General features: G+C 66.6%; 22 protein-coding genes and 1 tRNA gene. 13 read left to right on the forward strand and 10 right to left on the reverse strand.

The features are described 5' to 3' along the window. Positions 1-5 precede the first annotated feature (5 nt). The 4 genes from D7325_RS01215 to D7325_RS01230 all read left to right on the forward strand — a co-directional run bounded on the left by D7325_RS01215 (position 6) and on the right by D7325_RS01230 (position 3,271). Positions 6-833, forward strand: a complete 828-nt coding sequence (locus D7325_RS01215; protein WP_120993291.1) for an HpcH/HpaI aldolase/citrate lyase family protein — start codon at positions 6-8, stop codon at positions 831-833. Between the two features lie 63 nt (positions 834-896). Next, positions 897-1,904, forward strand: a complete 1,008-nt coding sequence (locus D7325_RS01220; protein ID WP_120993293.1) for a TRAP transporter substrate-binding protein — start codon at positions 897-899, stop codon at positions 1,902-1,904. Positions 1,905-2,223: 319 nt separating this feature from the next. Continuing rightward, positions 2,224-2,835 (forward strand): LysE family translocator, encoded by a 612-nt coding sequence (locus D7325_RS01225; protein WP_120993295.1) that lies wholly within the window; start codon positions 2,224-2,226, stop codon positions 2,833-2,835. Positions 2,836-2,845: 10 nt separating this feature from the next. Then, positions 2,846-3,271, forward strand: coding sequence for a VOC family protein (locus tag D7325_RS01230; RefSeq protein WP_120993296.1), 426 nt, complete (start codon positions 2,846-2,848; stop codon positions 3,269-3,271). A 100-nt stretch (positions 3,272-3,371) separates the two neighbouring features. On the opposite strand, the gene D7325_RS01235 is transcribed toward D7325_RS01230, so the two are convergent. Both D7325_RS01235 and D7325_RS01240 read right to left on the reverse strand, forming a co-directional pair. Then, positions 3,372-4,304 (reverse strand): hydroxymethylglutaryl-CoA lyase, encoded by a 933-nt coding sequence (locus D7325_RS01235; protein ID WP_120993298.1) that lies wholly within the window; start codon positions 4,302-4,304, stop codon positions 3,372-3,374. Between the two features lie 135 nt (positions 4,305-4,439). After that, positions 4,440-5,642: a CaiB/BaiF CoA transferase family protein gene (locus D7325_RS01240; protein WP_120993300.1), complete on the reverse strand. Its 1,203-nt coding sequence runs from the start codon at positions 5,640-5,642 to the stop codon at positions 4,440-4,442. A gap of 140 nt (positions 5,643-5,782) precedes the next feature. On the opposite strand from D7325_RS01240, the gene D7325_RS01245 reads away from it, so the two are divergent. From D7325_RS01245 to acs, 3 genes are all read left to right on the forward strand, one after another. After that, complete coding sequence (locus D7325_RS01245; protein ID WP_120993302.1) at positions 5,783-6,679, forward strand: LysR family transcriptional regulator; 897 nt, start codon at positions 5,783-5,785, stop codon at positions 6,677-6,679. A 119-nt stretch (positions 6,680-6,798) separates the two neighbouring features. Then, positions 6,799-7,806, forward strand: a complete 1,008-nt coding sequence (locus D7325_RS01250) for a TRAP transporter substrate-binding protein (RefSeq protein WP_120993304.1) — start codon at positions 6,799-6,801, stop codon at positions 7,804-7,806. A 210-nt stretch (positions 7,807-8,016) separates the two neighbouring features. After that, a complete protein-coding gene (gene acs, locus D7325_RS01255) occupies positions 8,017-9,972 on the forward strand; it encodes an acetate--CoA ligase (RefSeq protein ID WP_120993306.1) in 1,956 nt (651 codons plus the stop codon). Positions 9,973-10,029: 57 nt separating this feature from the next. Here acs and D7325_RS01260 read toward each other — a convergent pair whose 3' ends face one another. Beyond that, entirely contained in the window at positions 10,030-11,148 is a 1,119-nt protein-coding gene (locus D7325_RS01260; protein ID WP_120994097.1) for a mechanosensitive ion channel family protein, read from the reverse strand. 134 nt (positions 11,149-11,282) lie between these two features. After that, complete coding sequence (locus tag D7325_RS01265) at positions 11,283-11,639, reverse strand: rhodanese-like domain-containing protein (protein ID WP_120993308.1); 357 nt, start codon at positions 11,637-11,639, stop codon at positions 11,283-11,285. A 379-nt stretch (positions 11,640-12,018) separates the two neighbouring features. Between D7325_RS01265 and D7325_RS01270 the strand changes: the two genes are divergently transcribed. Continuing rightward, positions 12,019-12,501, forward strand: coding sequence for a hypothetical protein (locus tag D7325_RS01270; RefSeq protein WP_120993310.1), 483 nt, complete (start codon positions 12,019-12,021; stop codon positions 12,499-12,501). Between the two features lie 57 nt (positions 12,502-12,558). Here D7325_RS01270 and D7325_RS01275 read toward each other — a convergent pair. Next, positions 12,559-12,648 (reverse strand) — tRNA-Ser (locus D7325_RS01275). 197 nt (positions 12,649-12,845) lie between these two features. Here D7325_RS01275 and D7325_RS01280 point away from each other — a divergent pair. From D7325_RS01280 to D7325_RS01300, 5 genes are all read left to right on the forward strand, one after another. Continuing rightward, positions 12,846-14,177: an HD-GYP domain-containing protein gene (locus D7325_RS01280; RefSeq protein ID WP_120993312.1), complete on the forward strand. Its 1,332-nt coding sequence runs from the start codon at positions 12,846-12,848 to the stop codon at positions 14,175-14,177. A 79-nt stretch (positions 14,178-14,256) separates the two neighbouring features. Beyond that, a complete protein-coding gene (locus D7325_RS01285) occupies positions 14,257-14,946 on the forward strand; it encodes a crotonase/enoyl-CoA hydratase family protein (protein WP_120993314.1) in 690 nt (229 codons plus the stop codon). 130 nt (positions 14,947-15,076) lie between these two features. Continuing rightward, positions 15,077-16,297 carry an aspartate aminotransferase family protein gene (locus tag D7325_RS01290; protein WP_120993316.1) on the forward strand — a complete coding sequence of 407 codons (1,221 nt, stop codon included), beginning with the start codon at positions 15,077-15,079 and terminating at the stop codon, positions 16,295-16,297. Between the two features lie 51 nt (positions 16,298-16,348). Beyond that, positions 16,349-16,633, forward strand: coding sequence for a topoisomerase II (locus D7325_RS01295; protein WP_120993318.1), 285 nt, complete (start codon positions 16,349-16,351; stop codon positions 16,631-16,633). 12 nt (positions 16,634-16,645) lie between these two features. After that, positions 16,646-17,614, forward strand: coding sequence for a succinylglutamate desuccinylase (locus D7325_RS01300; protein WP_120993320.1), 969 nt, complete (start codon positions 16,646-16,648; stop codon positions 17,612-17,614). Here the strand turns inward: D7325_RS01300 and D7325_RS01305 are convergent. The 5 genes from D7325_RS01305 to egtB form a co-directional block, all read right to left on the reverse strand. Next, complete coding sequence (locus D7325_RS01305) at positions 17,611-17,976, reverse strand: YgaP-like transmembrane domain (protein WP_120993322.1); 366 nt, start codon at positions 17,974-17,976, stop codon at positions 17,611-17,613. The genes D7325_RS01300 and D7325_RS01305 overlap by 4 nt on opposite strands. Before the next feature lie 79 nt (positions 17,977-18,055). After that, positions 18,056-20,089, reverse strand: a complete 2,034-nt coding sequence (locus D7325_RS01310; RefSeq protein ID WP_120993324.1) for a S9 family peptidase — start codon at positions 20,087-20,089, stop codon at positions 18,056-18,058. 96 nt (positions 20,090-20,185) lie between these two features. Then, a complete protein-coding gene (locus tag D7325_RS01315; protein WP_120993326.1) occupies positions 20,186-21,928 on the reverse strand; it encodes a S8/S53 family peptidase in 1,743 nt (580 codons plus the stop codon). Beyond that, positions 21,928-22,905, reverse strand: coding sequence for an L-histidine N(alpha)-methyltransferase (gene egtD, locus D7325_RS01320; protein WP_120993328.1), 978 nt, complete (start codon positions 22,903-22,905; stop codon positions 21,928-21,930). The genes D7325_RS01315 and egtD overlap by 1 nt, the downstream gene beginning before the upstream one ends. Position 22,906: 1 nt before the next feature. Further along, positions 22,907-24,199 carry an ergothioneine biosynthesis protein EgtB gene (egtB, locus tag D7325_RS01325; protein ID WP_120993330.1) on the reverse strand — a complete coding sequence of 431 codons (1,293 nt, stop codon included), beginning with the start codon at positions 24,197-24,199 and terminating at the stop codon, positions 22,907-22,909. Positions 24,200-24,217 lie beyond the last annotated feature (18 nt).

Genomic DNA, 24,217 nt, shown 5'->3' on the forward strand with positions numbered 1-24,217 from the left:
CTTTCATGACCGACCCGATCGTCCGTTCCGCGCTGTTCGTACCGGCCAGCCGGCCCGAGCGCATCCCCAAGGCATTGGCCAGCGGCGCCGACGTCGTCATCGTCGACCTCGAGGACGCCGTGCAGGAAAGCCTCAAGGAGCAGGCCCGCGCCGACCTCGAGGCGTTTCTCCTGGCCAATCCCGACGCCCGCCTGCTCGTCCGGGTGAACGCCGCCGGCCACCCTGGCCACGCGGCCGACCTTGCGCTCTGCCAGCAGCACGCGGGTGTCGTCGGCGTGTTGCTGCCCAAGGTCGAAAGCGCCGGCCAGGTGAACCGCGCCGCCGCCTGCGGCAAGCCGATCTGGCCGATCGTCGAAAGCGCCAAGGGGCTCGTCGAGCTGGCGGGCATCGCCCGTGCCGAAGGGGTCGAGCGCCTGTCGTTCGGCGCGCTGGACCTGGGGCTCGACCTCGGTCTGGCCAGCGGTACCCCCGCGGCCGGGCGGATGCTCGATCAGGCCCGCTACGCCGTCCTGCTGCATTCGCGGATGGCTGAACTCGCGCCACCGCTCGACAGCGTGTTTCCCGACATCCAGGACCGCGAGGGCCTGGCCCGTACCGCCGCCGATGCCGCCGACATGGGCTTCGGCGGCCTGCTTTGCATCCACCCCAGCCAGGTGGCCATCGTGCACGAGGCCTTGCGCCCGGGCGCCGATGACCTGGCCTGGGCACACCGCGTCCTGACCGCGAGCGCTTCCGGAGACGGCGTGTTCGTGGTTGACGGACAGATGATCGACGCACCGGTAATCGGTCGCGCGCGGCGTCTGTTGCAACGGGCGGGGCAGGCGTTTTCCTGATCGACAGGCGCGCCCCGACCCTATTCCAACGTACCCACTGACAATAACAATCGAGGTACCAGCATGTTGAAGCACACCATCAAGGCGCTCGTCTGCGCCGTCTCCATCGGTCTTGCGGGCGTCGCCCAGGCCGCCGAGTCCGCGTCGACCGACCCCATCGTCATCAAGTTCTCGCACGTCGTGGCGGACAACACGCCCAAGGGGCAGGGCGCGCTGATGTTCAAGAAGCTCGTCGAGGAGCGCCTGCCGGGCAAGGTCAAGGTCGAGGTCTATCCCAACTCGTCGCTGTTCGGCGACGGCAAGGAGATGGAGGCGCTGCTGATCGGCGACGTACAGATGCTCGCGCCGTCGCTGGCGAAGTTCGAGCACTACGCCAAGCCGGTGCAGATCTTCGACCTGCCGTTCCTGTTCGACAACATCGAGGCGGTCGACCGCTTCCAGGCGAGCCCGGAAGGTCGCGCGCTGCTGACCAGCATGGAAGACAAGAACATCACCGGCCTGGCCTATTGGCACAACGGCATGAAGCAGCTCTCGGCCAACGAACCGCTGCGCGAACCGAGCGACGCGCGGGGGCTGAAGTTCCGCGTGCAGGCCTCCAACGTGCTGGAAGAGCAGTTCAAGGCGCTGCGTGCCAACCCGCGCAAGATGAGCTTCGCCGAGGTGTACCAGGGCTTGCAGACCGGCGTGGTCAACGGCACCGAGAACACCTGGTCGAACTACTACAGCCAGAAGGTGCATGAGGTTCAGCCGTACTTCACCCACTCCGATCACGGCGTGATCGACTACATGCTCATCACCAACACCGAGTTCTGGAAAGGCTTGCCGGATGACGTGCGCACCGAGCTGGAGAAAATCATCGACGAAGTGACCGTCGCGGTGAACAAGCAGGCCGACGACCTCAACCGCGAAGCCCGTGCCGCCATCGAAAAGGCGGGCACCAGCGAAATCATCGAGCTGACCCCCGAGCAGCGGCAGAAATGGCGCGAGGCGATGAAGCCGGTGTGGGACAAGTTCGAGGACGAGATCGGCGCCGACCTCATCAAGGCCGCCGAGGCCTCCAACACCCCGTAATACCGATGCCCCAACAGGCGCTGCCGGCCCCATGGCCCGCAGCGCCTTTTTTTTGCGCGCTTGGCCGTCACGGCGAAACCGGATAGGCGCGGGTGTCGCATCGTTGCGATGGCGTAGGGCGGGTCCGTCGTAGGGCGGGTTCAGGAACGAAGCGAACAACCCGCCAACCCATGCCGCGGCCATGCATGCGTCAGGTGGCGCATTGCTTCGCGAATGCACCCTTCGAGACTAAAAGCCAGCAAGCCGCACGCTAGTAAGACTGGCCGATACGTCGCGATGGGCTAGGCTTGACACGCTCCCTGCCGACGAGATCCCTCCCATGCCCAGCGCCGATTTTCTGCTCACTGCCCTCATCGTCGTGCTGATTCCAGGCACCGGGGTGCTCTACACGCTTTCGGTCGGGCTGTTGCTGGGCCAGCGGGCGAGTCTGGCCGCGGCGCTCGGGTGTACGGCCGGGATCGTGCCGGCGCTCGGTGCGAGCCTGCTGGGGCTGGCGCTGGTATTGCACATGAGTGCGCTGGCCTTTCAGGTCGTGAAGTTCGCCGGCGTGGCCTATCTGCTCTATCTGGCATGGTCGATGTGGCGTAGCCAGGGCACCCTGACGGGACCGCAGGCCGAGCAAGGCAGCCTCTGGCGCGTTGCCACGCGCGGCTTTCTGATCAATATCCTCAACCCCAAGCTGTCGATCTTCTTCCTGGCCTTTCTGCCGCAATTCATCGAGCCCGCCGGCGGGAGCGCCATTGGGCAGATGCTGTTGCTGGGCGCTGTGTTCATGGCCATGACGCTGGTCGTGTTCCTGCTCTATGGCCTGCTGGCAGGGAGCCTGCGCCAGCGCGTCGTTGAATCGCCTCGGATCATGGGCTGGCTGCAACGCAGCTTCGCCGTCGTCTTCGCCGCGCTCGGCGCACGGTTGGCATTGGCCGAACGTTGACGGAGGGGCGATGAAGCCGCGAATCAGCGTGATCACCCTGGCGGTCGATGACCTGCCGCGTGCGGTGCGCTTCTACCGCGACGGCCTTGGCCTGTCGTCGGAAGGCATCGTCGGCGAAGAATTCGAGCACGGGGCCGTGGCGTTCTTCGATCTGCAGGCCGGTTTGAAATTGGCGCTCTGGCCGCGTACCAGTCTGGCCCATGACACTGGCCTGGCGCTCGGCCCGTCGAGTGCTGCGACGCCGATGAGCCTTGGCCATAACGTGGCGAGCCGTGAGGAGGTCGACACCGTGATGCAGCAGGCGGTCAGCGCCGGGGTGCAACGGATCAAGGCCGCCGGCGATACCTTCTGGGGCGGTTATTCCGGCTACTTCCAGGACCCGGACGGCCATCTGTGGGAAATCGTCTGGAACCCAGCATTGCTGCCGCCGGACTAGGCCCGCGCCGACATTCCGCCGTCGCCCAGACGCATCCGCTCAGCGATGAGTCGGCAACGTGGCTGACCGGGTGCTCATGGCAGGCGAGTGGCCGCGCGATTCAGGCGGTGGCGTCCATCCACGCCGGCCGTGGATAGCGGCGAGCGGCCTTGCCTGCCTTGAGGATCGCCCCTGGAATCTCATGGCCGACGAGTTCAGGCAGGCTGGCGGCGCAGGCGAGCAGGCGATCCAGATCGACACCGGTGTCCAGGCCCATGCGCTGGAACATGTGCACCAGGTCCTCGGTGCAGATGTTGCCGCTGGCGCCCGGCGCGTAGGGGCAACCGCCGAGGCCGCCGAGCGAGGCATCGAAGCGGTCGATGCCGGCGTTCAGCGCGGCCAGTGCGTTGGCCAGCCCCATGCCGCGGGTGTTGTGGAAGTGCGCGGTGAACACCACCTGCGGATGGCGTTCGAGCACCTCGCGGCAGAGGCGCTCGACCTGCGCCGGGTCGGCCATGCCGGTGGTGTCGCAGAGCGTCACGCCCTGCACGCCGATGTCGAGCAGCCGCTGCACCAGTTCATGCACGCGCGGCTCCGGCACCTCGCCTTCGAAGGGGCAACCGAAAGCGGTCGACAGCGAGGCATTGACGAACACCTCGCTGCCGCGGGTGACTTCGAGGATCGCCTTGAACTGCTCGAGCGACTGTTCGGGCGTCATGCGCAGGTTGGCCAGGCCGTGGGTGTCGCTGGCCGACATCACCAGGTTGATCTCGTCGACCTCGCAGGCCAGCGCCCGCTCGCAGCCCTTCACGTTCGGCACCAGCACGGTGTAGTCGACCCCCGGTACGCGGTGGATGCCGCGCATCACCGCTTCGGCGTCGCGCAGGTTGGGGATGGCCTTGGGCGAGGTGAAGGAGGTGACCTCGATCTTCGCCAGCCCGGTCTCGGCGAGGCGGTCGATCAGGGCGATCTTGTCTTCGGTGGGGACGAAGGCCGGTTCGATCTGGAAGCCGTCGCGGGTGGCGACATCCTGGATGTAGAGGCGTTTGGTCATGATGTCTCCAGATTGGGCGCGGCAGGGCTTGGGCTATTCGCGAGCAAGCTCGCTCCTACGGCGTCGAGGTGTTGCTTTCGTAGGGTGGACGACGCCTCTCCCGTCCACCGAGCGGGCGCGCGCCAGTGAGCTGATTCAGACGATGCCGCGCTCGCGCAGCCCGCGGACTTGCTCGTCGGTCAGGCCAAGCCCGGCGAGCACGTCCTCGGTGTGCTGGCCGAGCTGCGGGCCGCCTTCGCCGAGACGTCCCGGCGTGCGGCTGAGCTTGGGCAACACGCCCGGTACCTTCAGCGGGCCGGCGGCGGTCTGTACCGTCTCGATCATCCGTCGCGCCAGGTAGTGCGGGTCCTGCACGATGTCGGCGGCGGTGTACGGATAGCCGGCCGGCACGCGCACCTCGTTGAGCGCGGCGAGCACCTCGGCGCGGCTGCGGCGCGACGACCATTCGGCGATCGCGGCGTCGATCAGCTCGGCGTGCTGGCTGCGCCCGTCGTTGTGGGCCAGGCGCGGGTCGTCGGCCAGGTCCTGACGGCCGATCAGCGTCATCAGGCGCTTGTAGATGCTGTCGCCATTGCCGGCGATGAGCACGTAGGTACCGTCGTTGCAGGGATAGGAATTGGACGGCGTGATGCCGGGCAGGGCGCTGCCGGCCGGCTCGCGGACGTAGCCGAAGGCGTCGTATTCGGGGATCAGGCTTTCCATCATGCCGAACACCGATTCGTAGAGCGCGACGTCGATCATCTGCCCCTGGCCGCTGCGTTGGCGCTCCTGCAAGGCGAGCAGGATGCCGATGACGCCGTACAGCGAGGAGAGCGAGTCGCCGATGCTGATGCCGACCCGCACCGGTGGCTGGCCCGGATGGCCGGAGAGGTGCCGCAGCCCGCCCATCGCCTCGCCGATCACGCCGAAGCCGGGGCGATCACGGTAGGGGCCGGTCTGCCCGTAGCCGGAGATGCGCAGCATGATGAGCCGGGGATTGAGCGCCGACAGGTCGTCCCAGCCCATGCCCCATTCCTCGAGCGTGCCGGGGCGGAAGTTCTCGATCAGGATGTCGGCCTCGGCGATCAGCCGCCGCGCCACGTCCTGGCCCTCGGCCTGCTTGAGGTCGAGCGTCAGCGAGCGCTTGTTGCGCGATTGCACGTGCCACCAGAGCGAGGTGCCGTCCTTGATCTTGCGCCACGTCCGCAACGGGTCGCCGGTCTTCGGTGGCTCGATCTTGATCACCTCCGCGCCGAATTCACCCAGCAGCTTGCTGGCGAACGGGCCGGCGATCAGTTGACCCATTTCCACGACTTTCAGCCCCTGCAGCGGCAGGTCGCGCTGTGCTGGCTCCGTCATCCTCGTCGACCCCCGGTCATCTCTAGTGCGGCGCAGGATGGCGCAGGGCGGGGCGGTGGACAATTGTCGGATGGCTAAGCTTGCCTTCGCATTACGCGAAGCCGAGACTGCGCGCATCGCCATTGTCGTCGGAGCCTGCCGTGCGCCGGGTCGATTTCGTCACGCTCAAACTCTTCATCGCGATCGCCGACGAGCGCAGCCTGACCCGCGCGGCCGATCGCGAGCACCTGGCGCTGGCCGCGGTGAGCAAGCGCATCAGCGACCTGGAAAGCCAGCTCGGCATCACCTTGCTCTACCGCCAGTCCAAGGGCGTCGAACTGACGCCGGCCGGTCATGCGCTGCTTCACCACGCCCGCAACCTGATGGATAACCTCGGCCGGATGCAGGCCGATCTGTCCGAATTCAGCGAGGGGGTGAAGGGCCATGTCCGCCTGCACGCCAATACCTCGGCGGTGATCGAGTTCCTGCCCGAGGACCTCAGCGCCTTTTGCCGTCAGCACCCGGAGGTGAAGATCGACCTGGAGGAGCGCGTCAGCACCGAGACCCTGCGGGCGGTGCGGGAGGGGTTGACCGATATCGGCGTGTTCGCCGGGCACGTGCCCGCCGAGGAGCTGACCGTCTACCCCTATCGCCAGGACCAGCTCTGCCTCGTCACGCCGCGCGCCCATCCGTTGGCCGGCCATGCGCGGATCGCGTTGAAGGAGGCGGTCGGCTACGACTTCATCGGCTTGCAGCAGGACGCCTCGCTGCACGCACTGCTGCAGCACACCGCCCACCAGCTGGGCGCGGTACTGCGGCTGCGTATCCAGGTCCGCAGCTTCGAGGCGGTATGCCGGATGATCCACACCGGCATGGGCGTCGGCATGTTGCCCGAGAGGGTGGTGCGCAATTACCTGCCGGCCCTCGACGTGGCGGTGATCCCGCTCACCGATGCCTGGGCGCGACGCGAACTGAAGGTCGCGGTCCGCAGCCTGGACGGGCTGTCGATCACCGCGCGGCAGATGCTCGAGCACCTGATTGGCGGGCGGGCCGAGTGAGGGATGCCTTCGCCGTTCGCGAACCCGGTCTTCCCCGAATGTCAATTTAGCCCCTGCCGGCCCTGCGCTAGATTCGGTTCGCCACATGGCCCGAACAACTACAAGACAGGAGCTACATCATGGCGCGTTTCCCCTTTCGCCGGGCAGTCCGCCTGCTCGCCGGCGGTGCTCTGCTCGGTCTGCTCTCGGCGCAGGCGTTCGCCGATCCGATCCTCATCAAGTTCTCCCACATCACCGCTGACAACACGCCCAAGGGGCAGGGCGCGCTGATGTTCAAGAAGCTGGTGGAGGAGCGCCTGCCGGGCCAGGTCGAGGTGCAGGTCTACGCCAACTCATCGCTCTATGGCGACGGCAAGGAGATGGAAGCACTGCTGCTCAACGAGGTGCAGATGCTGGCGCCGGCGCCGTCCAAGCTGGAGCAGTACACCAAGCAGTTGCAGCTGTTCGACATGATGTTCCTGTTCGACGACATGGCCGCTGCCCAGCGCTTCCAGCAATCCGAGCAGGGCAGGTCGATGCTGCGTTCGATGGAGGACAAGGGCATCACCGGACTGGCCTACTGGCTCAACGGCATGCGCCAGTTCACCGCCAACACGCCATTGCGCGAGCCGAGCGACGCGCGCGGGCTGAAGTTCCGCGTGCAGCCCTCGGATCTGCAGGCCGAGCAGTACAGTGCGCTGCGCGCCGTGCCTCGCAAGATGGCCTTCGCCGAGATCTACCAGGGCCTGCAGACCGGCGTGGTCAATGCGCAGGACAACCCCTGGTCGAACATCTACACGCAGAAGTTCTTCGAAGTGCAGCCGTATATGACCGAGTCGAACCACGCCATCGGCAACTATGTGCTCATCACCAATACGCAGTTCTGGAACAGCCTGCCAGGGGACGTGCGCGCCGAGCTCGAGACCATCATCGACGAGGTCACGACCGAGGTGAACCGCCAGGCCGACGCGCTGAACGAGAAGGCCAAGCAGGCCATCCTCGCCACCGGCAAGACCGAGCTCATCACCCTGACGCCCGCGCAGCGCGACGCCTGGCGCAAGGCCGTGGCGCCGGCCTGGAAGGCGTTCGAAGCCGACATAGGCCCGGAGCTGATCGAGGCCGCCCAGGCCGCCAACCAGCCGCAGTGAGTGGCGCATGACGAAGCGGGGCCCGGCGGATGCCGGGCCTTTCACATGCGTATCCGACAACCGCCTGCCAGCCCGTGGACTATGCTGAAAACTGGCCGAAGGACCCCGGCCACAGGCGCCGTCCGTTAGAACTATGGTCGTATGGTTCGTCCAACACGCGAGGCTAAAACTGGGGGTCAGAAACAATAATGATCGAGAGGTGAAGAGCCCATGACTGCTGCATCCCTGTATCCCGTACGTCCCGAAGTGGCCGCCCAGACGCTCACTGACGAAGCGACCTACAAAGCGATGTACCAGCAATCGGTGGTCAACCCGGATGGGTTCTGGCGCGAGCAGGCGCAACGGCTGGACTGGATCAAGCCCTTCACCAAGGTCAAGCAGACGTCCTTCGACGATCACCACGTCGACATCAAGTGGTTCGCCGACGGCACCCTCAACGTGTCTTACAACTGCCTGGACCGTCACCTCGAGGAGCGCGGCGACCAGGTGGCGATCATCTGGGAGGGCGACGACCCTTCCGAACACCGCCACATCACCTACCGCGAACTGCACGAGGAAGTCAGCAAGTTCGCTAACGCCTTGCGCGGCCAGGATGTGCACCGCGGCGATGTGGTCACCATCTACATGCCGATGATCCCGGAGGCGGCGGTCGCGATGCTGGCCTGCGCCCGGATCGGCGCGATCCATTCGGTGGTCTTCGGCGGCTTCTCGCCCGAGGCGCTGGCCGGTCGCATCATCGATGGCCGGTCGAAGGTCGTGATCACCGCCGACGAGGGCCTGCGCGGCGGCAAGCGGGTGCCGCTCAAGGCGAACGTCGACGACGCCCTGACCAACCCGGCGACCAACTGCGTGCAGAAGATCATCGTGGTCAAGCGCACCGGCGGTGACATCCGGTGGCATCCGCATCGCGACATCTGGTACGACGATCTGATGAAGGTGGCCGCCAGCGTCTGTGCGCCGAAGGAAATGGGCGCCGAGGAGCCGCTGTTCATCCTTTATACGTCCGGCTCCACGGGCAAACCCAAGGGCGTGCTGCATACCTGCGGCGGTTACCTGCTGTATGCGGCGCTGACGCATGAGCGCGTGTTCGACTACAAGCCGGGCGAAATCTACTGGTGCACGGCCGACGTCGGCTGGGTGACGGGCCACAGCTACATCGTCTACGGCCCGCTGGCCAACGGCGCGACCACGCTGATGTTCGAAGGCATCCCCAATTACCCGGACGTGACGCGTGTCGCCAAGGTCATCGACAAGCACAAGGTCAACATCCTCTACACCGCACCGACCGCCATCCGCGCCATGATGGCGCAGGGCAAGGCGGCGGTCGAAGGCGCCGACGGCTCCAGCCTGCGACTGCTCGGCTCGGTGGGCGAGCCGATCAACCCTGAGGCCTGGCACTGGTATTACGAGTGCGTCGGACAGAAGCGCTGCCCGATCGTCGACACCTGGTGGCAGACCGAGACCGGCGGCGTACTGATCAGTCCGCTGCCGGGCGCCACGGCGCTCAAGCCCGGCTCGGCGACGCGTCCGTTCTTCGGCGTGGTCCCGGCGCTTGTCGACAACCTGGGCAACCTGCTGGACGGGGCGACCGAGGGCAACCTCGTCATCCTCGATTCCTGGCCGGGCCAGATGCGCACCATCTACGGCGACCACGACCGCTTCGTCGACACCTACTTCAAGACGTTCAAGGGCATGTACTTCACCGGCGACGGCGCACGCCGCGACGAGGACGGCTACTACTGGATCACCGGCCGCGTCGACGACGTCCTGAACGTCTCCGGCCACCGGATGGGTACCGCCGAGATCGAAAGCGCGATGGTCGCCCACGCCAAGGTCGCCGAAGCGGCCGTGGTCGGCGTGCCGCATGACATCAAGGGCCAGGGCATCTACGTCTACGTGACGCTGGTCGCCGGGCACGAGCCCAGCGAACAGCTGCGTCAGGAACTCAAGCAGTGGGTGCGTCGCGAAATCGGCCCGATTGCGGTGCCGGACGTCATCCAGTGGGCGCCGGGGCTGCCGAAGACCCGTTCGGGCAAGATCATGCGGCGCATCCTGCGCAAGATCGCGACCGGCGAGTATGACGCCCTTGGCGATATCTCGACCCTCGCCGACCCAGGCGTGGTGCAGCAACTGGTCGAGACGCACAAGACCATGCAGGTGGCCTGACGCCAGAACGAAGAACCCCGGCTCGCAAGGCCGGGGTTCTTCGTTTTCGCCGCCGCGCTAGGCCAGCCGCGGGCTGTTGTCGTTGGCGGGCTGAGCGCTCGCGACCCCAGCGACCGTCACCTCCGGGAAGCGACCGCCCAGGAATTCGATGCTTTGCGTCGGGAAGGCGAAGTCCACCTCCATGTCCGCCATGCGCTGCAACAGCGCCAGGTTGATCTCCTGCTGGACGTCCATGTAGGTGTTGTAGTCCGACGTCAGCATGATGTAGACGACTTCGAAGGTGAGCTGGAAGTCGTCGAACGCGACGAAGTGCGCCCGGTCGAAGCGTGTCTGGTCCAGCCCCTCGATGATCTCCCGCACGACGCCACCGATCTGCCGCACCTTGTCCGGCGGTGTGTCTTTGGTTATCCCGAACTTGAACACGATGCGGCGAGTGTCCATGCGTTTGTAGTTGTGCAGGAACTGCCTGAGCATGTCGGTATTCGAGCAGACGATCTGCTCACCGCTGAGCGCGCGAATCCGCGTGGTCTTCAGGCCGATGTGTTCGATGTTGCCTGCCACGTCGCCGAAGACCACGAAATCGCCGATCTCGAACGGCTTGTCCACGCCGATCGACAGCGAGGCGAAGACGTCGCTCAGCAGGGTCTGCACGGCCAGCGCGATGGCGATACCGCCGACCCCGAGGCTCGCGACCATGGCGGTGATGTCAACCCCGAGGTTGGCGAGAATGGACAGCAGCATCATCGTCCAGATGACGATGCGCAGCATGATGCCGATGATGGTGGTCGTGACCGGGTTACGCGCCTTGCCGTCGCGCGTCAGGCTTTCCATCCACAGCCGCACGCCGCCGTCGAGCCACAGCGCGATCTGGATCGCCAGCGCGATGAACCAGCCGTGGGACAGCATGGCGGCCCAGCGATCCGGCAGCTCGGCGGCCTTCAGCCCGATCAGCAGCGAAAAGGCGAACAGCAGGAAGCGGCTGGTGCGGCGGAGCATCTCGGTGGCGAAGCCGAGGATGCGCGCATGCGAGCCCTCGGCCTTGGCAGCGACCTTGTCCAGGCGCCGGGCGATCAGGCTCAGCAGGGTGCGCAGCACCCAGTAACAGACGAAGGTGACCGCCAGGATCACGGCAATATCGATCCAGAGTTCCTGGTCCAGCAGGGTTTCCCAGTTCAGATCCCAATTCATCTAACAGCGTCTCCAGCGGCTCGCGGGTGGCTATTTTTCGTGGCCCGTCAGCCACAGAAGTTCCACAAGAGTTCCGCAGGCGGGAAACGCGGGGGCAGGGGTGGGGGCGAAGGATGGCCGGGTCAGCGATGATCGAGCAGGGGCGCGAGCTGCTCGTAGCCGCCGGCATTCACCACATTGCGGTAGCCGAGTTTCTGGAGCAGGTCCTGTGCGGTCGAGGACCGTCGACCGGTTCGGCAATAGAGCACGATCGGCGTCTGCTTGTCGGGCGCGAGCTGGCCGATTCGCTCGTCGAGCGCATCGGTCGCAATACGCACCGCACCCGGAAGCGCGCCGGCGGAGAATTCCTCGGCGGTCCGTACGTCGATCAGCACCGCCCCAGGCTGTTGCAGCGCTGCCAGCGCCGCGGGCTGATCGATGTCCCCGGCCTGCGCGTGCATCCACAGGAGCAGCAGGGGCAGCAGGATGAGTCTTCTCATGCGCATCGCCTCCGTTCGGGTCAGCTGAACAGGCGCGTGAGGTTCGGGAGAATCAGCACCACAGCCGTGGCGAGCAGGATGATGGTGGCCTGCCGGATTTTCTTCTGTCTGAACATGGAGATTGGCCTTTTCTTATTCTTGGCACGGCAGCGCGAAGGTGTATTCATCCGCGCACTGATGTAGTGACCGCTGGCGTCGGGACGGGCGCGTGGCACTCGTCGGATGTCGGTTACCGTCCGCCAGACGGTTGCTTACCGGTAATTCGCAGCAATCGTCGTACCACAACGGCAAGAAGCCACCGAGACAGTCGGACGAACGTGTGCAGTTCCTGCCCGGGACGCAGGTCTAACCGAGCATCCCACCTACGCGGAGGTGATCCATGAACATGAGCAGATGGGCGGCCGGGCTGATGGCCGCAGGCCTGGCCGGTTCGCTGGCCGCGCAGGAGGCCGCCACGCTTGAGCAGGCGCGCGAGCGAATCGGTAGCGAGATGGTCGAGAACAGAGAGCGGATCGGGCGCGAGATCAATGCGATACGGGATTCCGATACCACCGCCGGCAACCGGGGCGGCGGCGAATCCGCTCTCGGCGACCCGGTGCTCGCAGGCGACGGCTCTGGAACGGGCGTCGGCGTGCGCAATCCGCATTTCGATAACTCGCCAACCGGTATCACCGCGCCGAACGAGGTCAGCACGCCAGACGATCTGCCGCGACCGGTCACCACGCCCCGGCCCGTCCCGCCCGACGGAGCCGCTGAACGGCAGGCGCCAGTCGAAGGTGACCGGCGCGGGTCGCAAACGGGTGGAAATGGAACACCAGCAGGTAACGGCATTCGCGGTGCGATGCCATCCCCCGCCCGTTGATCTCGGATCGCCGAATCGCAGGCAATAAAAAACCCGGCCTTGGCCGGGTTTCATATCTGGCGGTGAGGGTGGGATTCGAACCCACGATACGGTTTCCCGTATACACACTTTCCAGGCGTGCTCCTTCAACCGCTCGGACACCTCACCGGAATCTCGACGGCTTGGCCGTTCGAGGCGCGCTAATGTAGCCGAAGCGAATGGCCAAGGCAAAACGTTTTTTCCAGCGATCATGGCGTTACCGTCGGTCGGCCGAAGTTAACGTTTTCTCCGTTTCGGTCGCTGGAACGTTTGGTATTAATCCCTGTCGTAACGTAATGTGGCTGGAAAGGAGGCCGGTGCGCTGCATGAAGTTCAAGAAGAAAGCTCCCAGGCCATCACCGACTACCCGCGTTCTGACACGGCGTCGCATCGACGTCGCGCAGTTGGAACTGGGCATGTACGTGTGCGAAGTCGACCGACCCTGGCGCGAAACCAGCTTTCTGTTCCAGGGCTTTCCGCTGCTGCGCCCGGAAGACGTTCAGGTCGTGCGCGAGCGCTGTGCGTTCGTCTATGTCGACGAGACCCGGCGCGTGCGCCTTGGCGATTCGATGGTGGCGGTGCCGGTTAACCTCGTCCGCCCGCAGCGGCGCGAACGTGTACCGCACGCCCTGTCGGTTGAGATCGAAGCGGCAGAGCAGGCCTTCGAGAGCACTGCGCTACTGATCGAGGACGTATTGACGGACGTCCAGCAGGGGCGCCCGATCGATACTCGCGCCTGTCGCGAAGCGGTCGAGCGCAACCTCGACAGCCTGCTGCACAACGAAAGCGCCTTGCTCTGGCTCACCCGGCTCAAGTCCCAGGATGTCTACACCAGCCTCCATTGCCTGTCCGTGTCGATCATGGCGATGGGCTTCGCGAACTACCTGGGCCTTTCCGATGCAGACATCGAGACGCTCGGTATGGCCGGTCTGCTGCACGACGTAGGCAAGATCAAGATCGACCCCGAGATCCTCAACAAGCCTGGCCGGCTGACGGCCGAAGAGTTCGAGCACATCAAACTTCATCCGGTGTTCGGCTATGAAGCGCTGCGCCGGCAGAGCGACATCCCTCGCGCCGCGGTCCAGGCGGCTCACAGCCACCATGAGCGGCTCGATGGCGGCGGCTACCCGCGAGGCCTGGCGGGCGACCAGATTCCGTTCATGACCCGTGTGATCACCATCGTCGATGCGTTCGATGCCATCACCAGCCATCGCAGCTATGACGAGGCACGGCCGGTGCAGGATGCCTTCGCCATCCTGCGCGAGGGCGGCGGCCAGTTCGACGAGAAGCTGGTGCTGCAATTCATCCGCTGGTTGGGCGTCTTCCCGGTCGGCACCCTGGTCGAGCTGCATACCGGTGAGGTCGGCCTGGTGATGGAGAAGCATCCGACCCTGCATCTGCGACCCAAGGTCCTCGTGCTTCGCGACGCCGACAAGCGGCCGTGCGCGCCGCGCTACCTCGATCTATCCCGAATCTGCACCGATGGTCTGGGCCAGGCGTATCGCATCGCCACCGGCCTGCCGGACGGCTCGCACGGGCTGTACATCGCCAGTGCCGAGATCCAGGCGCTGCTCCATCCTGAAGTGCTCGCGCTGCTCGATATCGAGGACGCCGAGACGTCGCAGCCCGCTCCCGAGGGGATGCCGCGCCTCGGCTGACCGGTCGGTCGGTCACGGCGCTTTACCTTGCCGCACGGCTGTGGGTAACGTTCGCGCACCTCAGAACAAGGAATGCGCCATGACCGATCTCGTTACCTACCGCTTCGACGACGGCGTCGCCACGCTCACGCTCTGCAACGGCAAGGTGAATGCCCTGTCCCCCGCTGTCATCGAGGCGTTGAATGCGGCGCTCGACCGCGCCGAACAGGATCGGGCGATCGTCGTGCTGACGGGCCAGCCTGGCATCCTTTCAGGCGGCTACGACCTCAAGGTGATGACCTCGAGTCCCGAGAACGCGATGGCGCTGGTCGCCTCCGGCTCCCGTCTCTCGCGCCGGATGCTGGCGCATCCCTTCCCGATCGTTGCGGCGTGCGGTGGGCATGCGGTGGCGAAGGGCGCCTTCCTGCTGCTGTCGTCCGATTACCGCATCGGCGTCGAAGGGCCGTTCAGCATCGGCCTCAACGAAGTGCAGATCGGCATGACGATGCACCACGCCGGTATCGAACTGGCCCGCGATCGGCTGACCAAGCCGGCCTTCCAGCGGTCGGTGATCAACGGCGAGATGTTCGCGCCGCAGGCGGCGTTGCAGGCGGGCTTTCTCGATCAGGTGGTCGCGCCCGAGCAGCTCGAGGCGACGGTGGCGGCGGTCGTCCAGCAGCTGAAGAAGCTGAACATGACGGCGCACCGCAACACCAAGCTCAAGGCGAGAAAGGCCCTGCTCGAGACGCTGGACCAGGCCATCGACCTGGACCTCAAGCACTTCGGCTGAGGCGCGACCGGACAGTCGGTTTTTTTTGCCGGGCGCGGTTCAATCGCGGTTCGTCGCGTTTACACTGCTCCGGCGACGCCCCGCCCCGGTGGGGCGTTTTCTTTCCTTCTTTCCGCTCGCAGGAGAGCCCATGCCAACGCCCCCTCTTCCGGTTAATCGCGCCGATTTCGACCAGGTCATCGTCCCCACTTTCGCCCCGGCGGCGTTCGTGCCGGTGCGAGGCGAGGGGTCGCGAGTGTGGGACCAGAGCGGGCGCGAGCTGATCGACCTGACGGGCGGCATCGCGGTCAACGTGCTCGGGCATGCGCATCCGGCGCTGGTCGCCGCGCTCACCGAGCAGGCCGGCCAGCTCTGGCACATCTCCAATGTCTTCACCAACGAGCCGGCCCTGCGCCTGGCGCGCAAGCTGGTCGAGGCGACCTTCGCCGAGCGCGCCTTCTTCTGCAACTCCGGCGCGGAAGCCAACGAGGCGGCGTTCAAGCTGGCTCGCCGGTTCGGTCATGAGACCGGCGGTGCGCAGAAGCATGAAATCGTTGCGGCGCTCAACAGCTTCCACGGTCGGACCCTGTTCACCGTCACGGTCGGCGGCCAGCCCAAGTACTCGGACGGCTTCGGGCCGAAGATCGAAGGCATCCGCCATGTGCCGTACAACGACCTTGAGGCGCTGAAGGCCGCGGTGTCGGATCGGACCTGCGCCGTGGTGCTGGAACCGATCCAGGGCGAGAGCGGCATCCTGCCGGCCGATCAGTCGTATCTGGAAGGTGCGCGCGAGTTGTGCGACGCGCACAGCGCCCTGCTGATATTCGACGAGGTGCAGACGGGCGTGGGTCGCACCGGCGACCTGTTCGCCTACATGCACACCGGCGTCATCCCCGACATTCTGACCACCGCCAAGAGCCTGGGCGGCGGCTTCCCGATCGGTGCGATGCTGACCACCGAGCGGATCGCCCGCCATTTCGGCGTCGGCACGCACGGCACCACCTTTGGCGGCAACCCGCTGGCCTGCGCCGTCGCCGGGGCGGTGATCGACATCGTCAACACGCCCGAGGTGCTGGACGGCGTACGCCAGCGGCATCAGTGGTTCCGCGAGCGGCTAGAACGCATCGGCGAGCGTTACGGCATCTTCAGCCTGATCCGCGGCCGCGGCCTGCTGATCGGCTGTGTGCTGTCCGACGCCTGGAAGGGCCGTGCCAAGGATGTGTTCGATGCGGCTGAGCGCGAGGCGCTGATGGTGCTGCAGGCTGGCCCGGACGTCGTCCGCCTAGCGCCGAGCCTGGTGATCGAGCGGGCCGATATCGACGAGGGGCTCGATCGGCTCGAGCGGGCCATCGCCACGCTGGTCGGTGCCTGAGGTCGGTCCTTTTCAACCGGGCCGGTCGCCGGCCCAACGCGGAGAACAGGTATGAGCGATAGCCTGCAATTGATTCTGGAAGACGTGGATGGCACCCAGCTGGAGACCTCCTGCACGCGCTTTGCCGTGGTCTGGCAGGGCAAGGAGGTCTGGATCCAGCAGGTTGGCAATAACCAGCTGATGATCGGCGTCGACGTGGAGGAAGGCGATACCGAATACGCCAACCTGCTGCTGCGCCCGCTGGCGACCAACCTCGTCAGCCTGGAACTCGAAATGGAACCGGTGGAAGCCGAAGACGGCCATGTGCATGGGCCGGATTGTTGTCACGATCACTGAAGAGTCGACAGGATGCTGGCACTGGGTAAATGGCTGGAGCTGACGCTTGCCGGCCGAGAACCGATGGAGAAAATCCAGCTCACCGCCAAGGGGGTGAAGCTGCACTGGCTGGCCGAGGGCGCGATGTTGATCACGCCGCCGGCCAAGCAGGACACGGGGGCCGACGTCGTGCTGTCGGCCGGCGTGCATGGCAACGAGGTCATCCCGATCCTGCTGCTCGACCGCCTGATCCGCCGGATCGCGCGCGGCGAGCTGATTCCGGGCGTGCGCGTGCTGTGCCTGCTGGGCAATCCCGGCGCGGTGCGCAAGGGCGTGCGGGCGCTGGAAACGGACCTGAATCGGCTGTTCCTCGGCGCGCATGCCGACGCTGGCGGTGACGAAGCCTTCCGGGCGGCGGAGCTGGAGCGGCTGGTCGAGACCTTCTACGCCGATGCGGCACGCACGCGCCGTCATTACGACCTGCATTCACCGATGCGCGCGTCGCGGCATGCGCAGTTCGCGGTGCGTCCCGCACAGGATGCGGCCGTGAGCGACGAAGCCCTGGCACGGCTTGCCGACACGGCCATCGAGGGGTTGGTGTTGCAGGAGCGACCGACCCGCACGTTCAGCGCTCACACCGCGATGCAATTCGAGGCCGACAGCTTCACCCTTGAACTGACCGATGCACCCTCGCTGGGGCGCGTCGAAGCAGGCCTTGCGCGGGTGATTGCCGGACAGGCCCCGGAAGCGGGCACCCGTCCCAAGCTCTATCGCGTCGTGCAGGAAATCCTGCGACGCAGCGAAGGCTTCTACCTGCGTCTGCCGGCGGATATCGAGAACTTCGCCCCGGTCGCACGCGGATCGCTGTTGGCCGAGGAGGCTGGCGGCGGTCGGCAGATCGTCGAGGAGGAGGGTGCGCACATCCTCTTCCCGATGGCGCAGGTCGCGATCGGCCAGCGTGCCGGCCTGATCCTCGTGGAGTGCGAATCGCAGCCGGCTTAAACGCCGGCCGGCGGTGTCCGTAGCGAGTCGTTGCCGGTAACCGTTGCGGTGCCGGTGGCGGCTTGCGCGTTGGCCTGCATGGCGGCGCGGTCCCGCTCGGAGGTTTCGAACGGCATGTGGCTGGATTTGTGTTCGGCCTGGCCGGCCTGCTCGTTCACTTCGGTCAGCACGCGCTTGGCTTCGCAGCGACCGGTCATGCCGCGCGCCAGCGCCATCCCGCCCAGGGCCAGTTGCATCACACCGCCAACACCGCCACGGCGCAGGCCTTTGCCGAGCAACATCAGGCCGCCCGCCACCGAGGCGGCGCGCTCCCAGCCGTGGACGTTCTGTGGCATGGACTTGTCAGGTGAAAAGGGATTCATGGCGGTAGCCTCGCACTGGGGATTCTCCATTGACTGACTACCGCCCGGTCGCGGCGTTCCGGCCGCAGGTCGGCTCGCCTCAGTCGGCCATGGCGAACACCTTGAGCAGGAAGGCGTACTCCAGCGCGGCATCCTTGAGCGCCTGGTAGCGACCGCTCATGCCGCCGTGTCCGGCGCCCAGTTCGGTCTTGAGCAGCAGCAGGTTGTCGTCGGTGCGGGTTGCGCGCAGGCGTGCGACCCACTTGGCCGCTTCCCAGTACTGCACGCGGCTGTCGTTGTAGCCAGCGACGGCGAGAATCGGCGGGTAGGCCTGCGCCGTCACGTTCTCGTACGGGGCGTAGCCGCGAATGCGCGCGTGCACCTGCGGATCGTTCGGGTCGCCCCATTCGTCGTACTCGGTCACCGTCAAGGGCAGGTCGGGGTTGAGCATGGTGTTCAGCGTGTCGACGAAGGGCACGTCGGCGATGGCCGCGCCGAACAGCTCGGGCCGCATGTTCAGCACCGCACCGATCAGCAGCCCGCCGGCGCTGCCGCCGCTGATGGCGAGGCGCTCTGGTCGGGTGTAGCCCTCGGCGACCAGGTGCTCGGCGCAGGCGATGAAGTCGGTGAAGGTGTTGCGCTTGTGCGCCAGCTTGCCGGCGCGGTACCAGGCTTCGCCGAGATCGCCGCCGCCGCGCACGTGGGCGATGGCGAACACGAAGCCGCGATCGAGCAGCGAGAGCCGGCCATGGGAGAACCAGGGGTCGAGGCTGTGGCCGTAGGCGCCGTAGCCGTACAGGTAGAGCGGCGCAGGCTGGCCGAGGGTTTCCCGCCGCGCCACCAGGCTGATCGGCACCCGGGTGCCGTCCGGTGCCGTCGCCCAGCGCCGTTCGCTCACGTAGGCGTCGGGGTCGAACGGCCCTTCGACGGGCGTCTCCTTGAGCACCTGCTGCGCGCCGCTAGCCAGTTCGAGCTGGCGAATCTGGGCCGGGCGATTGAGCGCCTCGTAGCGAACGCGAATGGTCGGGCTATCGAATTCCAGCGTGTCGCTGACGTGCAGGCTGTAGGCCGCATCGGGCAGCGCCAGGCGGTAGCGGTCCGCCTGCGCCGGGCGCACCTCGATCACCGGCAGACCGTTCTCGCGCAGGCTCAGTATCAGGGCGTCGCGGTTGAGGCTCGCGTCCTCGAGCGTGACCTGCGGATCGTGCGGCACCAGCGGTTGCCAGTGTTCGCGGGTCGGCTGTCGCTCGCTGGCGCGGTAGAGCGCGTAGTTGATGCCGTCCTGGTTGGTGCGGATGAACCAGCAGGGCTCGCCATTCCAGACGCCGTGATCGGGGAAGTATTCGTGGTCCTCCTGCCGCGGCGCGAGGCAGACCGGCGCTGCGGTCGGCACATCGGCCGGCAGCACCCAGGCTTCGCTGGTGGTCTTGCTGTGCGACAGGATGATCAGCTGTCGCTCGGAGCTGCTGCGGTAGCAGCTGACGAAATAACGGCCATCCGGGTCGTGATAGACCTCGCTGGCTCCGGCCTCGCCGAGGCGATGACGGAGGATGCGGTGCGGGCGGTGGGTATCGTCCAGCTCGCCGAAGAACAGCGTCTGGTGGTCGTTGGCCCAGGTCATGCTGCCGTCGCACTGCTCAAACGGCAGCTCGGTGACTTCGCCGGTGGCCAGCTCCTTGACGAACAGGCGGTAGATTTCGTCGCCCTCGGTGTCGAGGCTGTAGGCCAGCCGGGCATGGTCCTGGCTGATGCTCAGGGTGCCGATCGACAGGAAGCCGCCGCCGGCCAGCACGTTCGGGTCAAGCAGCAGTTGCTCGGCCTGTTCATCCAGCGTCAGCGAGCCGTCGGCCGGCCGTGGGCAGCGGTAATGCCGCGGGTATTCGTCGCCGGCGGTGGTGCGGCGGTAGTACAGCCAAGGCCCCCAGGGCGATGGCAGCGACAGGTCGGTTTCGCGGATGCGACCCTTGATCTCCTGGAACAGCCGCTCACGCAGTTCGGCCTGCGGCGTCATCTGCGCGTCGAGGAAGGCGTTTTCCGCCTTCAGGTAATCCAGCACCTCGTCGGTGTCGCGGTTTTCCAGCCAGCGGTAGGGATCGTCGCCATTGTCGATTCGGGCGATGGGAGCGTCTTGCATGCGGGACTCCTGGAAGATGAAGCGGCGCCGGCACAGAGGGCGTTCGGCGCGTCGCGTGCCGGCAGTGTAACCGCCGGCCTGTCGTTGCGGATTCGCTCAGCGCTCGTACTGGCGACTCTCGACGGCCAGCTCGAGCGCCTTGCGCATGTCCAGCCGCGCGGAGCGGCCGACGTCGCGGTCATCCAGCCGGTAATCGCGCTCGGACGGCAGGATCGGCGCGGTCAGGTCGTCGGCTTCGACGGGCTCGAAATCCGAATCCCGCCCGATGGTCATGGCGCTGCGCCGGAGCAGTTCGCGCATCTGCTCGGGTTCGAGCGCCGGGTTGATGGCGGTCATCGCCGCCACCACGCCAGCGACCATCGGCGTGGCGTAGGAGGTGCCGCAGTGCACCTCGCCGGGCTTGCCGTCCGGCGTCCAGGCGCGGGTGCAGGCGGCGGCGGTGATGTCCACACGCATGTCCAGGTTCGAGGAACGGCGTCGCTCGGCATAGTCGGGGTGCTCGACCGGCAGGTCGCGGCGCTCGCTGCGCTGATGGCCGCCGACCACCAGCAGCTGCTCGGTGACGAAGGAGGAGGGCAGGCGGTAGTCGTCGGCGCTGGAGAAGGTCGAGCCGTTGCCGGCCGAGTTCACCACCACGACGTCCGGGTGCTCGCGGCGCAGCCAGAGAAAGAACTCCTCCAGCAGCTCTTCGTAGCCGCTCATGGCGATGCCGGAGCGGATCAGCGAATCGACTTCCTCGCCTTGAACGTCACGCGTGCCGACGCGGTGGATGCCCCAGCTCCAGTTCAGGACCCGCACGCCATCCTCGACGAGGTTGACCGAGGCGGCGACGTTGGCGGTGATGCCGGCATCGGAGTTGCGGTCGACGATCACCTCGTAGCCGGCGCCGACCGGCTCCAGGGCGGCGAGAAAGCCGCTGACGCCACGCTCGTCGCGCTGGGCGGCGAGGATGCCGGCGACGATCGAGCCATGTCCGTCGGCCTCGCGCGAGTCGCGCGCATACAGGCACACGTGGCCGTCCTCGGTGGCGCAGGCGCCGCGGTAACGCTGGAAGTCGCGCAGGTCGACGTCGACGTTGCGCTCGATCACGCCGACCCGCACCGGTTCGGTCTCGACCGGATCGCCCTTCGCCGGGATGCGGTTGCGGAAAAAGGCCACCGCATCGACGAAACGGTTGGCTGCCCACTCGCTGGCACGCGGCTCGCGTGGCGACGACTCGGCTTCGCCTTCCGGCCCGGATTCTTCGATCACCACCGCATCGACCTGCAGCTCGTTGCCCAACCGCAGCACCAGCGCATCGCGCTCGATCAGGTCGTCGGCCGGCAGGCGCAGCTGATAGGTGTTGAGCGGGGGAATCGCGCCGACCACCTCGGCGCCGTATTTCTCGGCCAGGCGGCGGGCTTCGCGCAGGCCGTCGTAGCGCTCCTCGATCACCACGCTCACCAGGTCGAGGTAGCTGCTGATGCCTTCCTGATTCTTCACCACCTCGTCCGGCCTGGCGGCGACCACGTGGCTGCTGCCGGCGGTCAGCCAGACGGGGTTACTGTCCTCGTCGCCCTGTCGCAGCCAGAGCGGTGCGCCCCGCTCGCGCGCAGGCAACGTCAGGCGCAGCTGGCTGCCGTCGCGCCGGACGGCTTCGGCCGGTACGGGCTCCCCGTCGATCAACACCTGCAAGGGCGCCTCGGGCGCCTGGATGGTCAGGCAGAACTCGGTCGACTCGCCGGCCAGCAGATCGCCGCAGCGCAGCAGGTGCTCGATACGCAGCGGTGTCTGGGCATGGGTTGGAACGGCGAATGCCAGCAACAGCGGCAGGATGAACAGGTGGCCTAGGCGGACCATCAGCTATGCAGGGCTCCTTGAGGACGCAGCAACTGGACGCTGAACAGCCGGTCGGGGTCGGTCCAGCAGGCGACCGGTTCGAGGCCGGCCTCGTGGGCCAGGCGAGCGAAGCTGTCCAGGCTGTACTTGTAGGAATTCTCGGTGTGCAGGCTTTCGCCGGCCTCGAAGTGGAAGCGCCGGCCCTCGATCGTCACGTCCTGCGGCTCGCGGCTGACCAGGTGCATCTCGATGCGCGACTGGACGTCGTTGAAGAAGGCGCGATGGGCGAAGCGGGACGGGTCGATGTCGCTCGCCAGCTCCTCGCGGATGCGCTCGAGCAGGTTGAGGTTGAAGGCGGCCGTCACCTGGGCGCGATCGTTGTAGGCCGCCTCCAGGGTTTCGCGGTCCTTGATCAGGTCGACCCCGACCAGCAGGCTGCCGCCCGCCGGCATTAGCCCGTGCAGCTTGCGCAGCAGCCGGCAGGCCTGCGCCGGGGTGAAGTTGCCGATGCTCGAACCGGGAAAGAACATCAGGGGATGGCCCGTCTCGAACGCCGGCGGCAGTCGCATGCCATCGGTGAAGTCGGCGCAGGCGGCGCTGACATCGAGCCACGGGTAATCGGCGGCCAGCCGCTGCGTGCTGGCCAGCAGGAAGTCTTCGGAAATGTCCACGCCCAGGTAGCTGGTCGGATGCAGCGCTTCGAGCAACAGCCGCACCTTGCGGCTGGCGCCGCTGCCCAGCTCCACCAGGTCGGTGCTCGGCCCGACGCGCTCGGCGATCTCATCGGCGGCGCTGGCGAGAATGCCTTCCTCGGTACGGGTGAGGTAGTACTCCGGCTGTTGGCAGATGCGGTCGAACAGCTCCGAGCCGCGGCGATCGTAGAACAGCGCCGGGGAGGTGGACTTGGGCTGACGGGCGAAGCCGGCCAGCACTTCGTCGCGCAGGTAATTGCCGGGCGCCGGGCGGTAATCGTCGTAGAAGCGAACGGCCAGTGCCATGTCACACCTCGCGAGCCAGGCGCAGCCCGGCGAACTGCCAGCGTGCCGCCGGCGGGAAGAAATTGCGGTAAGTGGCGCGGATGTGGGTCTCCGGCGTGGCGCAACAGCCGCCGCGCAGCACCATCTGGCCTGACATGAACTTGCCGTTGTACTCGCCCAGGCTGCCTTCGAGCGCGCGAAAGCCGGGGTAGGGCCGATAGGCGCTGGCCGTCCATTCCCACAGGTCGCCGAACAGCTGCTGCGGGCCGTCGCCGTCGCCGCTGGCCGGTATCGGGTGCAGGTGATCGTCTTCGAGGAAGTTGCCGCGCCGCGGCTGGTCGGCCGCGGCGACCTCCCATTCCGCTTCGCTCGGCAGCCGCGCCCCAGCCCAGCGCGCATAGGCGTCGGCCTCGAAGAAGGACAGGTGGCAGACCGGCGTGTCGAGCGCCAGCGGACGCAGCCCGCCGAGCGTCATCTCGTGCCAGAAGCCCTCGTGCCGCTGCCAGTAGAGCGGGGCGTGCCAGTCGGCGCGCCGCACCAGATCCCAGCCATCGGACAGCCACAGCTCGGGCCGCGCATAGCCGCCGTCAGCCATGAACGACAGGTACTCGCCATTGGTGACCAGTCGGCTGGCCAGCTGGAAGTCCTCGATGAATTCCCGGTGACGCGGTCGTTCGCAATCAAAGGCGAAGCCTTCACCCTCGTGGCCGATCGAACGCACGCCGCCTTCGTAGTCGAGCCAGCGCAGCTTTTCATGGGCCGAGGCCGGCGCCGGATGCAGGTCGCTGCGGTAGACCGGATGCAGCGGGTTCTGCGCCAGGATGTGCTTGATGTCCATCAGCAGCAGCTCCTGATGCTGCTGCTCGTGCTGCAGGCCCAGCTCGACGCGCTCTGCGATCTGCGCGGCCTTGTCCGCCGGCGGCCGTGCGAGCAGGTCGGCCATCGCCTCGTCGACGTGCCGTCGGTAGGCATAGACCTCGGCGACGCCAGGGCGCGAGAGCAGGCCGCGGCGCGCGCGTTCGAACGGCGTGCCGTGGGTCTGGTAATAGGAGTTGAAGAGGTGGTCGTAGGCTTCGTCGAGCGGCCGGTAGCCGGCGAGAAAGGGCTTGAGCAGGAAGGCCTCGAAGAACCAGCTCATGTGCGCCAGGTGCCACTTGGGCGGGCTGACGTCCGGCATGCTCTGGATGACGTGGTCCTCGATCGTCAGCGGTGCGCAGAGCCCTTCGCTCAGCGCGCGAACGTGTCGGTAGCGCTCGAGCAAGGCGTCGAAGTGGGCGAGTGCGGGTTGTCCTGAACGGTATGCAAGGTTGCCCATCGGCGTTCCCCGTGCGGT

The organism is Stutzerimonas urumqiensis, from assembly GCF_003640395.1.
In the GTDB taxonomy this organism is placed as follows: domain Bacteria; phylum Pseudomonadota; class Gammaproteobacteria; order Pseudomonadales; family Pseudomonadaceae; genus Stutzerimonas; species Stutzerimonas urumqiensis.

Bases quoted from the DNA above. Each gene is read 5' to 3' on its own strand.
- acs (WP_120993306.1), top strand. From the start codon at position 8,017: ATGACTGCTGCATCCCTGTATCCCGTACGTCCCGAAGTGGCCGCCCAG.
- D7325_RS01240 (WP_120993300.1), bottom strand. From the start codon at position 5,642: ATGACGGAGCCAGCACAGCGCGACCTGCCGCTGCAGGGGCTGAAAGTC.
- egtD (WP_120993328.1), bottom strand. From the start codon at position 22,905: ATGGCACTGGCCGTTCGCTTCTACGACGATTACCGCCCGGCGCCCGGC.
- D7325_RS01290 (WP_120993316.1), top strand. From the start codon at position 15,077: ATGCCAACGCCCCCTCTTCCGGTTAATCGCGCCGATTTCGACCAGGTC.
- D7325_RS01220 (WP_120993293.1), top strand. From the start codon at position 897: ATGTTGAAGCACACCATCAAGGCGCTCGTCTGCGCCGTCTCCATCGGT.
- D7325_RS01295 (WP_120993318.1), top strand. From the start codon at position 16,349: ATGAGCGATAGCCTGCAATTGATTCTGGAAGACGTGGATGGCACCCAG.
- egtB (WP_120993330.1), bottom strand. From the start codon at position 24,199: ATGGGCAACCTTGCATACCGTTCAGGACAACCCGCACTCGCCCACTTC.
- D7325_RS01215 (WP_120993291.1), top strand. From the start codon at position 6: ATGACCGACCCGATCGTCCGTTCCGCGCTGTTCGTACCGGCCAGCCGG.
- D7325_RS01250 (WP_120993304.1), top strand. From the start codon at position 6,799: ATGGCGCGTTTCCCCTTTCGCCGGGCAGTCCGCCTGCTCGCCGGCGGT.
- D7325_RS01285 (WP_120993314.1), top strand. From the start codon at position 14,257: ATGACCGATCTCGTTACCTACCGCTTCGACGACGGCGTCGCCACGCTC.
- D7325_RS01270 (WP_120993310.1), top strand. From the start codon at position 12,019: ATGAACATGAGCAGATGGGCGGCCGGGCTGATGGCCGCAGGCCTGGCC.
- D7325_RS01310 (WP_120993324.1), bottom strand. From the start codon at position 20,089: ATGCAAGACGCTCCCATCGCCCGAATCGACAATGGCGACGATCCCTAC.
- D7325_RS01305 (WP_120993322.1), bottom strand. From the start codon at position 17,976: ATGAATCCCTTTTCACCTGACAAGTCCATGCCACAGAACGTCCACGGC.
- D7325_RS01225 (WP_120993295.1), top strand. From the start codon at position 2,224: ATGCCCAGCGCCGATTTTCTGCTCACTGCCCTCATCGTCGTGCTGATT.
- D7325_RS01315 (WP_120993326.1), bottom strand. From the start codon at position 21,928: ATGGTCCGCCTAGGCCACCTGTTCATCCTGCCGCTGTTGCTGGCATTC.
- D7325_RS01265 (WP_120993308.1), bottom strand. From the start codon at position 11,639: ATGAGAAGACTCATCCTGCTGCCCCTGCTGCTCCTGTGGATGCACGCG.
- D7325_RS01300 (WP_120993320.1), top strand. From the start codon at position 16,646: ATGCTGGCACTGGGTAAATGGCTGGAGCTGACGCTTGCCGGCCGAGAA.
- D7325_RS01235 (WP_120993298.1), bottom strand. From the start codon at position 4,304: ATGACCAAACGCCTCTACATCCAGGATGTCGCCACCCGCGACGGCTTC.
- D7325_RS01230 (WP_120993296.1), top strand. From the start codon at position 2,846: ATGAAGCCGCGAATCAGCGTGATCACCCTGGCGGTCGATGACCTGCCG.
- D7325_RS01280 (WP_120993312.1), top strand. From the start codon at position 12,846: ATGAAGTTCAAGAAGAAAGCTCCCAGGCCATCACCGACTACCCGCGTT.